The 9,959-nt window shown below is 46.6% G+C and carries 10 protein-coding genes; 2 read left to right on the top strand and 8 right to left on the bottom strand.

Going from position 1 to position 9,959, the window contains the following annotated elements:
* Positions 1 to 90: 90 nt before the first annotated feature.
* The 3 genes from NFR98_RS14960 to rlmN form a co-directional block, all read right to left on the bottom strand.
* A complete protein-coding gene (locus NFR98_RS14960) occupies positions 91 to 573 on the bottom strand; it encodes a PTS glucose transporter subunit IIA (protein ID WP_013860418.1) in 483 nt (160 codons plus the stop codon).
* A gap of 178 nt (positions 574 to 751) precedes the next feature.
* The gene (locus NFR98_RS14965) at positions 752 to 2,281 is read right to left on the bottom strand and encodes a sugar porter family MFS transporter (protein ID WP_251460507.1); all 1,530 of its coding nucleotides are present in this window, start codon (positions 2,279 to 2,281) and stop codon (positions 752 to 754) included.
* 159 nt (positions 2,282 to 2,440) lie between these two features.
* A complete protein-coding gene (gene rlmN, locus NFR98_RS14970) occupies positions 2,441 to 3,508 on the bottom strand; it encodes a dual-specificity RNA methyltransferase RlmN (RefSeq protein ID WP_014097179.1) in 1,068 nt (355 codons plus the stop codon).
* A gap of 166 nt (positions 3,509 to 3,674) precedes the next feature.
* Here rlmN and NFR98_RS14975 point away from each other — a divergent pair, with 166 nt between their 5' ends.
* Positions 3,675 to 3,920 carry a hypothetical protein gene (locus NFR98_RS14975; protein ID WP_014097178.1) on the top strand — a complete coding sequence of 82 codons (246 nt, stop codon included), beginning with the start codon at positions 3,675 to 3,677 and terminating at the stop codon, positions 3,918 to 3,920.
* Positions 3,921 to 4,211: 291 nt separating this feature from the next.
* Here NFR98_RS14975 and NFR98_RS14980 read toward each other — a convergent pair whose 3' ends face one another.
* Both NFR98_RS14980 and NFR98_RS14985 read right to left on the bottom strand, forming a co-directional pair.
* Positions 4,212 to 4,649 (bottom strand): YwnF family protein, encoded by a 438-nt coding sequence (locus NFR98_RS14980; protein WP_251460510.1) that lies wholly within the window; start codon positions 4,647 to 4,649, stop codon positions 4,212 to 4,214.
* Positions 4,646 to 5,404, bottom strand: a complete 759-nt coding sequence (locus NFR98_RS14985; protein ID WP_014097176.1) for a GTP pyrophosphokinase — start codon at positions 5,402 to 5,404, stop codon at positions 4,646 to 4,648. The genes NFR98_RS14980 and NFR98_RS14985 overlap by 4 nt, the downstream gene beginning before the upstream one ends.
* A gap of 289 nt (positions 5,405 to 5,693) precedes the next feature.
* Here NFR98_RS14985 and gabT point away from each other — a divergent pair, with 289 nt between their 5' ends.
* Positions 5,694 to 7,052, top strand: a complete 1,359-nt coding sequence (gene gabT, locus NFR98_RS14990) for a 4-aminobutyrate--2-oxoglutarate transaminase (RefSeq protein WP_251460513.1) — start codon at positions 5,694 to 5,696, stop codon at positions 7,050 to 7,052.
* 305 nt (positions 7,053 to 7,357) lie between these two features.
* Here gabT and dhaM read toward each other — a convergent pair whose 3' ends face one another.
* Genes dhaM through dhaK form a run of 3 tightly spaced genes read right to left on the bottom strand, consistent with a single transcriptional unit; the run spans position 7,358 to position 9,324 of the window.
* Entirely contained in the window at positions 7,358 to 7,735 is a 378-nt protein-coding gene (dhaM, locus tag NFR98_RS14995) for a dihydroxyacetone kinase phosphoryl donor subunit DhaM (RefSeq protein ID WP_017553523.1), read from the bottom strand.
* Positions 7,728 to 8,318, bottom strand: a complete 591-nt coding sequence (gene dhaL, locus NFR98_RS15000; RefSeq protein WP_017551247.1) for a dihydroxyacetone kinase subunit DhaL — start codon at positions 8,316 to 8,318, stop codon at positions 7,728 to 7,730. Before dhaL ends, dhaM begins: the two co-directional genes overlap by 8 nt.
* Before the next feature lie 13 nt (positions 8,319 to 8,331).
* Complete coding sequence (gene dhaK / locus NFR98_RS15005) at positions 8,332 to 9,324, bottom strand: dihydroxyacetone kinase subunit DhaK (protein WP_026104600.1); 993 nt, start codon at positions 9,322 to 9,324, stop codon at positions 8,332 to 8,334.
* Positions 9,325 to 9,959 lie beyond the last annotated feature (635 nt).

Raw genomic sequence — 9,959 nt, forward strand, 5'->3', positions numbered from 1 at the left:
AAATTCATCTCCCACCTACTCATTGGTGCGATTCGCACCTTCACATTCCTTGAGGATGGGAGACTTCTTTCGGAAAGCCGTTAAAAAAGATTATTCCCGGTTCCCTGATTTCATTTTTACCCGCATTACCCAGTCATCGAGGCCGATTGTCTGGGCCGGCGGGACTTCCATGCTTTCGACTTGATCCATATTGGCAACGGAGACAGAGGAGTAAAGATTTTCTGTTTTGGCATCTGTCAATTGAAAGGAAAATTCCATGAGCGGAGTTCCGGCGGTAATGTGATCGCCTTCTTTGACCATGATCACAAATTCTTCGCTTTCCATAGCGGCTTCTTCTGTATTGAGGCGGATTGTAATTTCAAGCCCCTGGTCTGTCAATATACTGATGGCGTTGTTTTCCGGAGAAATGTGCGTAATTCTTCCTGCTGCGGGCGAATGCACCCTTCCTTCAAGCGGTTGGATGGCAATGCCTTTACCCGGCTTGCCTGTATCTTTGCACGGAATCATATTGCCGGCTATCGGGGAAACAAGTGTAACCACTTTTGAATTTTTTCTTTTCAGCCAGTTGAACATCTCACAACACCTCCTTTAGTCAGTAAAATCTGTATTTTTCACTTCTATTATACACCTATTTTGAAACACTGTCTTGTTTGGCGTCAGGAAACTTCACATCTTTTTGGAAAAACTTCTTATTCTATTATATGTATGGACAAACGAAAAGGGCCCGCGCCGGACCCTTTTCGAAAAATTTTTACCGGTCCATGCCGCTGTGATGCAAGTGCTGCGGCTGGTTGCTCCGGTTAAAGGTTGATTTTCTTCTGCGTGCAAAGTAACGCTCCTTCCGCGCATGGAAACTTTGCTCAATTTCTTCAAGCGACCGACCCTTCGTTTCCGGGACGAATTTTTTTACAAACAGGATGGAGAAGATGCCAAGCCCGGTAAAAATGAAGAATGTTGCCGACAGTCCGATTGCATGGAACAATACCGGGAACAACAGGCCGACAAGGAAATTCGTTATAAACAGGCAGAAAACCGAGATCCCCATCGCAAGCCCCCGTAAATGGATCGGATAAATTTCCGACTGCATGAGCCATGTCACAGGAGATACGCCGCCCTGCTGGAAAGCGAGAAACATGACGGTCAAGCCCAAAACGAGAAATGGCAATGCCGCACTGTTTTTTAACGTGATCGAAAAAATCCCGATCAAAAGGAGCGCAGTGCTTGTCCCTGCAAGCCCGGTAATCAGCATTTTTCTTCTGCCGGCCCTGTCCAAAAGTGCAATGCCTGTAAGGGTGGCGAGAACGGAAATCAAACCGTTGGCAATATTTCCGATCAGTGCTGCGCCTGTCGAAAATCCGGATTTCTTTAAAATTTCCGTCCCATAATACATAATGGAGTTCACGCCGGTCAGCTGCTGGATCATCGCGATGCCGACACCGATGACAATGATGCGGCGGACAAATGGAAGTTTTAAATCTTTCAAGGTTGCCTTTTTCATTTTGGCATCTTTTTCGACTGTCTGGCGAATCTCATTCAATTCCATTTGTGCCCGTTTTTCTTCGCGTATTCTCCGCAACACATCGAGGGCTTTCCCAAATTTGCCTTTTGCGGCGAGCCAGCGCGGGCTTTCCGGCACAATCAGCATCCCGAGCCATAAAATGACAGCCGGCAATGTTGCGATTGCCAACATATATCTCCAAATGTTTCCGGCTTCCCCGAACGTATTGGCCAGTATCGCGTTAAACGTATAGGCAAATAGTTGGCCGGAGACAATCATCAGTTGATTTTGTGTAACGATACGCCCGCGGTGTTCGGCAGGCGACAATTCTGCCAAAAAAGCCGGGACTGTGACAGCTGTCGCGCCAACTGCAAGGCCCAAGATCATCCGGAAGGTAACCATGGCGGCCACATTCGGCGCCATCGAACAGCCAAGCGTGGCGATGACGAAAATAAAAGCGACGCTTAAGATCGTTTTCCGGCGCCCTTTCCGGTCAGAAAGCCTCCCCCCGAACACGGCACCGAATGCTGCCCCTAAAAGCAAGGTGCTTGTGACAAGCCCTTGCGTAAACGGCGTTAAACCAAGCTGGTCGTCCCTTGACATGAATGGCAGCGCCCCGTTGACAACGCCAGTATCATAGCCGTATAGTAAACCGCCAAACGTAGAGATAATTGTAATCAGACGTAGAAAAGTTTTTTTGGAAAATGATTTTTTTCTTGTTCCCGCTTCCTCGGGACGGACTGAAACACGCCTGCCCCCGTCTCCCTCATCTTTTCCTCTCATTACGCTCATTCCTTTCCTATCATGTATTCTTCGTATGTTGTTAAAATATTTTTTCAGCATATAATTGCTGTACCCTATACCTACCCTGTTTGTTCGTTTTTTTAAACGTAAAAAGCCCGCCCCGCTTTGGATAAAATCCAAAATACGGGGCGGGCTCTATTATGCCGTTCTGTTCGCTTTTTTGATCTGTTTGCTGCGGAGCTGGCCGCATGCCGCATCGATATCCGTGCCGTGTTCCTGGCGCACAACGCAGTTGATGCCATTTTTTTTGAGCGTATCGTAAAATGTCATAATCGATTCTTTTTCGCTTCTTTGATAACCGTGCTCATTAACAGGGTTGTACGGAATGAGATTGACATAGGCAAGATGACGCTTGTCCTGCAGCAGTTTTGCAAGCTGCAGCGCTTCTTCCTTATGGTCGTTGACATCTTTCAGCAAAATATATTCGAACGTGATTCTGCGATTTGTTTTTTCTAAATAATAATCGATGGCAGGCATCAGTTTTTCAAGTGGGTACGCGCGGTTAATTTTCATGATGCGCGACCGGAGTTCATTATTCGGCGCATGCAGGGAAATGGCCAAATTCACCTGTAGGTCAAGATCAGCGAACGCATAAATTTTCGGTGCAAGGCCGCTTGTGGAAACGGTGATATGGCGCGCACCGATCGCCAGTCCCTTTGGCGCATTGATAATTTTAAGGAAGTTCACCACATTCTCAAAGTTATCGAACGGTTCTCCGATCCCCATGACAACAACATGGCTGACCCGTTCGCCCTTTCCGGCTTCATCAAAATGTTTTTGAACGTACATAATCTGCTCGACAATTTCCCCGCTTTCAAGATCGCGGTTTTTGCGGAGCAGGCCGCTCGCACAGAAGGAACAGCCGATATTGCAGCCAACCTGGGTCGTCACGCAAACCGACAAACCATAATGCTGGCGCATCAAAACCGTTTCAATTAAATTGCCGTCCTTCAGCTGGAACAAAAATTTTACCGTGCCGTCCTTTGATTCCTGTTTCACCACTTGTTTTAACGTGTGAATATGGAAATGTTCTTCGAGTAACGCAAGGCAGTCTTTATTGACATTCGTCATCTCTGCAAAGCTTTTCACTCTTTTTTGGTACAACCATTCCCACACTTGTTGGGCGCGGAATTTTTTCTGTCCGTGTTCAAGCATCCAGCCGGTCAATTGATCTATCGTCAATCCAAAAATGGATTTCTTTTCCATTCTACCCCTCTTTTCTGGCGTTTTTCGCATAATTCCTATTGTAATCGAATTTGCCGCCGATTTCCACAGGCAGATGTTGCAAAATGGGCCGCAGCGAAAGCAGGAATTCCGGCGGCAGGGAACGAATATAGTTTAGGTAACTACATTTTTTCAGGGAGAGACAGACATGGGCACAAAAACATTATTCCTGCCATACCGATGGACCGTTGTCATTCACGAATCATACCATTTGTACACAAATCAGGAAGACCAGTATGCCTTTGCCGTGCTGGATGGCGAACTGGATACGGTGGTTGCTTTCTCTGTTCGTGATGCATCCGTTCAGGTGTCAAACTGCGGATACGATGTGAATTTGGACATCAACGTGGAGACGCGCTTAATCACAATCGGGCACGAACCGGAAAGAGAATAGCTTTTTTAGGGTGCTTTTAAAAATTTGAAAGCGCTAATGTATGAAAAAGGGGCAGCCCGCTATATTGTTAGCAGCATGCAAAGTGTTTCGGTTTCGCCCGTTTCCCGGCTATTCTCACCAAGAAGCCGCATGGCGAGAAAAACTTGCATGGAAACGCCCGGCCTATCGAGCGGGCAAAAATCCGCACGCATCCAGACAAACGAGCGTAAAAATGCCGCAGGAGTGTTGGATTTTCCCATCCGTCCATAAAAATTCAAAGAATCCGCACGCCATCAACGGGCCGTGCGGATTTTACCAAAGCTCTTTTTTTCTGTTTTGCTCTTCTTCCAAAAAGTGGATAAAGTGGAGAAAAATATTCGTCGGTTCCTTTCCAATCAGTGCCGCATAGCGTTTTTTCACCGGGTCCGGGACAATACTGCTTTTTTCAATCCGTTTTTTCATATAGGAAAAACTGAGCTTCGTAATTTCTTTTCTCAAAACGCGCGCTTCCTGCGACAGCGCCATGCCGAACGCCCCAGCAACCGCACAGAAAAGGAGGAGCGGAATCGAGCGGTCCTCCGCCGGCATCACGAGAAGCAACAAAAACAAATTGAGCGCTGCTACAAAGATCAGCGGTTTGGACCAAAATGCATACTGGTTGGCTTTTTTCAGTTTCGGGGCGATCATTTCCCCTAATTTCTCCATTTCAAACCGGACAAATCCCGGCATTTCGTTCAAATTAATGATCAAATGGATCCCTTCCCATCCGTTTCATTTAAGGCCGCTTTTAAAAAATCTTCAGGGATTCGAAGCTTTTCAGTATCTACAATCAGTTGGTGCACGCTGTTTTCACTGTTTCGTTTTTTGACTTCCTTCATTTCTTTTTGGATATTCTCCATTTTTACATCGAGTTGTGCTGCCTGCAGTGCTGCTTCTTTCAGTTCTTCCTTCAAATGTTGCGGCACATCCTCATCGTATTTATAGTATATTTTATGCTCCAGGCTTGCCCAAAAGTCCATGGCGATTGTCCGGATCTGAATCTCAACATACACTTCTTCCGACCTGTCCGACATGAAAACCGGAATTTTGATGATCATATGGAGGCTTTGGTAGCCGTTCGGTTTCGGATTTTGAATGTAATCCTTGCACTCAATTAACTTTACATCTTTTTGTTGCTGGATCATTTTGCTGATCTCATATATGTCTGAAATAAACGAACATGTAATCCGAATGCCGGCAATATCGCGGATGTTTTCACGGATTGAATCAAGCGATAACGCACAGCCTTTCCGGTACGCTTTATTCAGAATACTTTCCGGTGACTTTAGGCGTGATTTTACATGCTCAATCGGATTATAGTCATGGACGTACTGAAATTCTTCTTTTAAAATATCAATTTTTGTCATCACTTCATGGAGCGCGAATTTATACGACATCATAAACCGCGTCAACTCTGTTTTGACTTCTTTCATCTGCTCAAAATCTATCGGGATGGCAACTTCCATTTTTGTCTCTCCTTCAAATTTGCAATGCAAATCCGTTACCCCCATCTTAAATGCAGGAGGGGGTTTTGTCAAAGAATCGCATTGCCCGCCTTATGTATATCAGGAGGGATCATGGCGGTTTTATTCGCTGTTTACCCGCTATCCAAAAAGATGAATCAAAAAACGATAAATTTTCCTTAAAATGCGTTTGTTTTTTTGCAATATTTGTAATATCATAATCTTGTAAAAGGCACCATAATGACAGATCGGTTACATCTATATCATCAACTAATAAAAAGGAAGCGTTAAAATGACAAATGCAAATGTATACTCTTCTCTACCGGGGCCGCTTTCGAAAGAACTGCTGGAAAGAAGGGAAAAAGCTGTTCCCCGCGGTGTCAGCAACGGCATTCCGGCTTTTGCAAAAGAAGCAAAAGGCGCGCTTGTTACAGATGTGGACGGCAATACGTATATTGATTTTGCCGGCGCAATCGGCACGCTGAATGTCGGGCATAACCACCCGAAAGTTGTCGCAGCTGTCAAAGAACAGCTTGAACGTTTTATCCATACCGGCTTTAACGTCATGATGTATGAACCTTATATTGAACTGGCTGAAAAATTGGCAGCGCTCGCTCCGGGGAATGCGGAGAAAAAGGTCATCCTTTTAAACAGCGGGGCAGAAGCCGTCGAAAATGCCGTTAAAATTGCCCGCAAATATACGAAGCGGCCGGCCATTATCAGCTTTACCCGCGGCTTTCACGGCAGAACGTTAATGACGATGTCGATGACAAGCAAAGTGAAGCCGTATAAATACGAATTCGGCCCGTTCGCTTCTGAAGTTTATAAGGCGCCTTACCCTTATGCTTACCGGAAACCCGGCAATTTGACCGATGAAGAATATGAAGACTATATGATCCAAGAGTTCCGGAATTTCTTTCAAAACGATGTTGCCGCTGAAACGGTTGCGGCTGTGGTCATGGAACCAGTACAGGGAGAAGGCGGATTCATTGTGCCAGGCAAAAAATTTGTAAAAGCGGTTTATGACTTCTGCCAGGAAAACGGCATTTTGTTCGTATCGGACGAAATACAGGCAGGATTCAGTCGGACCGGGCGCTATTTTGCCATTGAGCATTTTGATGTTGTGCCGGATTTGATGACCATTTCGAAATCTCTTGCAGCAGGCGTCCCGTTAAGCGGGGTAATCGGACGGAGCGACATAATGGATGCGGCAAATCCGGGTGAACTTGGCGGGACTTATGCCGGAAGCCCGCTTGGATGCGCAGCCGCCCTTGCCGTACTGGACATCATTGAATCTGAAAAATTAAACGAACGGGCGGAAAAAATCGGGAGACATGTGCTTGATACGTTCCGCAGCTGGCAGAAGGAGTTTACCTTTATCGGGGATGTGCGCGGACTTGGCGCCATGTGTGCATTTGAAGTCGTAAAAGACAAAACGACAAAAGAACCGGATAAAGCATTGACAAAGCGGATTGTGAAAGAAGCCAACAAGCGGGGGCTGCTTCTTTTGGATGCCGGGATTTTCGGCAATGTCATCCGCATTCTGATGCCCATTGTCATTACAGACGACCAGCTGCAGGAAGGCCTGGATATTTTAAAACAGTCCATTGCCGCTGCCGCAAGCGTAGAGGAAGAAGTAACTTTATTATGACATTGAAAGTGGCGCCCGGTTTTTTCGTAAATCTCTGACATCCATACAGCGTGGGCGTGCAAAATAGACTTTAAAATGGGAGACAAGTGGCCGGTTTTTCGTGAATCTCTGACATGCATACAGTGCGAGGTTCGTTTTTTTCTTGATGGCCATTTTTTAGAACAGGCTTTTAAGGCATCCGTTTTTTCGTGAAAACTTGATGAAGGCTGCCCCACGTTTCATGGCCATTGGGGCAGCCGCCTAGTTCCTATGTTTTTCCACAAAAAAGCAATGCCCGGACCGTTCATACCGGCCCGGGCTATTTTTTATTTTACCTTTAATGGTTCCAGCTGTTTTAAAATTTCTTCCAGTTCTGCATCTGCCTGGATCAGCGCGGCAGCTGTATAGGCACTTTCGACAAAGGCGGTGTCCATCAGTCGGATGTACTTATCCGACATTTCCATTGCCATTTCCAAATTCATTTTGGCGCTGCCGAGGTCATAAAAAGCAAACAGATCATCCGCTTTATTTTCAGCTATGGCGGCATTAATTTTGTCAAAGCTCGTGCCAACACCGCCGTCATCGGTCCCGCCCGCATACGTAATGGAAACGTCTTTGGCCGCTTCCTTTAACAATGTGGCAAGGCCGGCTGCGATTTCAGGTATATGAGAAACAATAACAATACCGACTGGTTTTTTACTCATCCAGAATCCCGCCTTCCAACAAAGCTTCAAACAAATAGCTGCTCGACACCGCTCCTGGATCAAGATGGCCGATGGAACGCTCGCCAAGATAAGATGCGCGCCCTTTTGTCGCTTTCATCTCTTTTGTCGCCTCCACGGCAGATTGAATGGTTTCTTTTGTCAGCGATCCGGACGCGAGTGCTTCACAGGCTGGCATCCAGACATCGACCATCGTTTTCTCACCTTTTTCCGCTTTCCCGCGTTTTTGGATGCCTTCAAGCCCGGCTTTTACAATTGCCGCAACATCTTGTTCATTTTCCCCTGCCTGTTTTGCCATCGCAATCAGCGCCGATCCATACAGCGGCCCCGAGGCACCCCCGACTTTTCCAAGCAACGCCATCGCCGCTGTTTTCAGGACGTCCTGGACCGTAGCAAAACCGCCAGCTGCTAGTTTTTCTTCCATAGCCGCCACACCGCGCGCCATGTTCGAACCGTGGTCGCCATCACCGATCGCACTGTCCAGTTCGCTCAAATAGGCTTTGTTTTCATTGATTTTTTCTGCAAAACGATGCAGCCAGTCTGTTGCTGTTTCTGCTGTTAACATGTTTCCTCCTCCTTTACACCCATGCCGGGACGGACACCGGCCGTTTTAAAAATTTAAGCCACGCCTCATCTTCCAGTTTTACAAGCGTGAGGGAAAGGCCGGCCATATCAATGGACGTCATCAAATTGCCCACTTTTCTAAACGGAACGGTAAGGCCTTCCCGGTCAAGCAGGGCATGCACATCCTTGGTAAAAATATACTGTTCCATCAGCGGCGTAGCCCCAAGCCCGTTGACAAGGAGCGCAAACCGGTCCCCTTCTTTCCAGTTGAACGCATTTTTCAGCCGGGTAACGAGTTCTTCCGCGATCGCTTTTGACGACTTGATTTTTTCCCGCCGGTAACCCGGTTCCCCGTGAATGCCGACACCGTATTCCATTTCATCTTCTTGAAGGACAAAACCCGGCTTTCCGACTTCTGGAACCGTTGCCGGCGAAATCGCGACGCCGATTGTCTTCACATTGGGTACAAGCCGTTCAGCCAACGCCTTGATTTCCTGAAGCGTCTGCCCTTCTGCTGCTGCCGCGCCCAGAATTTTATGGACAAGGACGGTGCCGGCAACACCGCGCTTTCCTGCTGTATACGTGCTATCTTCTACCGCGATGTCATCGTCAACCACGATCTTATCCACCTGAATATCTTCCATTTCAGCTAATTCCTGGGCCATGTCAAAATTCATGACATCCCCTGTATAATTTTTCACAATCATGAACACACCGGCTCCCTGGTCGGCTTTTTTAATCGCTTCAAAAATCTGGTCCGGCGTCGGCGAGGTAAACACTTCACCGCAAACCGCCGCAGACAGCATCCCTTCCCCGACAAAACCGGCGTGGCTCGGTTCATGCCCGCTGCCGCCGCCGCTAATGAGCGCTACTTTTCCTTCATCCCGGAAAGTACGATAAATGACGCCTGTCCCTTCCAATCGTTCTACTGTTCCTTCATGGGCGTACACAAATCCATCCAGCATCTCATCGACAACTTTTCCAGGGTCGTTTATAATTTTCTTCATGGCGTATCCCTCCGCATCCTTATGTTCTTTTTTTGCCCGGCACAACACCTTCTAAAACACCACTTTTATTATACCGCTTCCATCGTGAAAAAAAATCATTTTTCATGCCATGCCAGCAATCACGGATGTCAATTGTTTCAATCATATCTGAGATTGTTTTCGATCACTTTTTTATATAGGGCTTGTTGAACGAATCCAATGCTGAGTTTGTACCCAATTTGTCAGTAAGCTCTAGAAGAAGCCATTTTTGAAAATGCGTGATTCTGTCTTTTCTATACGTTGATTCAGCTTTTCCCTGGATTTTTTATAAAACCCTTGTATTAAATTTTTGCCAAAGCTGTCAGCATCCTTGCCAAATTTAGGAATTTTGCTTATTTAGCAAGCCCCCATGTTAAGGAAGCGCGGAAAAATGACGGCCTTCCTTCACATAGAGCTCGTCTACGTTAAGGAAGTGTGCAAAAACGTGGCCCTTCCTTAACATAGAGGGCATCTACGTTAAGAAAGCGTGCAAAAACGAAGCCCTTTCTTTACATAGAGCCCTTCTATGTTAAGGAAGCATGCAAAAATGACGGCCTTCCTTCACATAAAGTTCGTCTACGTTAAGGAAGCGCGGAAAAACGAAGGCCTTTCTTCAC

This window comes from Weizmannia agrestimuris (assembly GCF_943193165.1).
Taxonomy (GTDB): Bacteria; Bacillota; Bacilli; order Bacillales; family Bacillaceae_C; genus Weizmannia; species Weizmannia faecalis.